Origin of the sequence: Lactobacillus sp. HBUAS51381 (assembly GCF_012641095.1) — a bacterium.
Taxonomy (GTDB): Bacteria; Bacillota; Bacilli; order Lactobacillales; family Lactobacillaceae; genus Levilactobacillus.
On the sequence record NZ_JAAVSC010000090.1, the window covers coordinates 1 to 393 of the forward strand.

The 393-nt window shown below is 49.1% G+C and carries 1 rRNA gene; it reads left to right on the top strand.

Going from position 1 to position 393, the window contains the following annotated elements:
• Nucleotides 1–393 (top strand): 16S ribosomal RNA (locus tag HEQ50_RS12645); the annotation flags it as partial.

A 393-nucleotide genomic window follows, 5' to 3' on the forward strand; every position in this document is an offset into this window, starting at 1 on the left:
TGAAGCGAGTGGCGAACTGGTGAGTAACACGTGGGTAACTTGCCCAGAAGCAGGGGATAACACTTGGAAACAGGTGCTAATACCGTATAACAACAAAAACCGCATGGTTTTTGTTTAAAAGGTGGTTTCGGCTATCACTTCTGGATGGACCCGCGGCGTATTAGTTAGTTGGTGAGGTAAAGGCCCACCAAGACAATGATACGTAGCCGACCTGAGAGGGTAATCGGCCACATTGGGACTGAGACACGGCCCAAACTCCTACGGGAGGCAGCAGTAGGGAATCTTCCACAATGGACGAAAGTCTGATGGAGCAATGCCGCGTGAGTGAAGAAGGGTTTCGGCTCGTAAAACTCTGTTGTTAAAGAAGAACACTCTTGAGAGTAACTGTTCAGG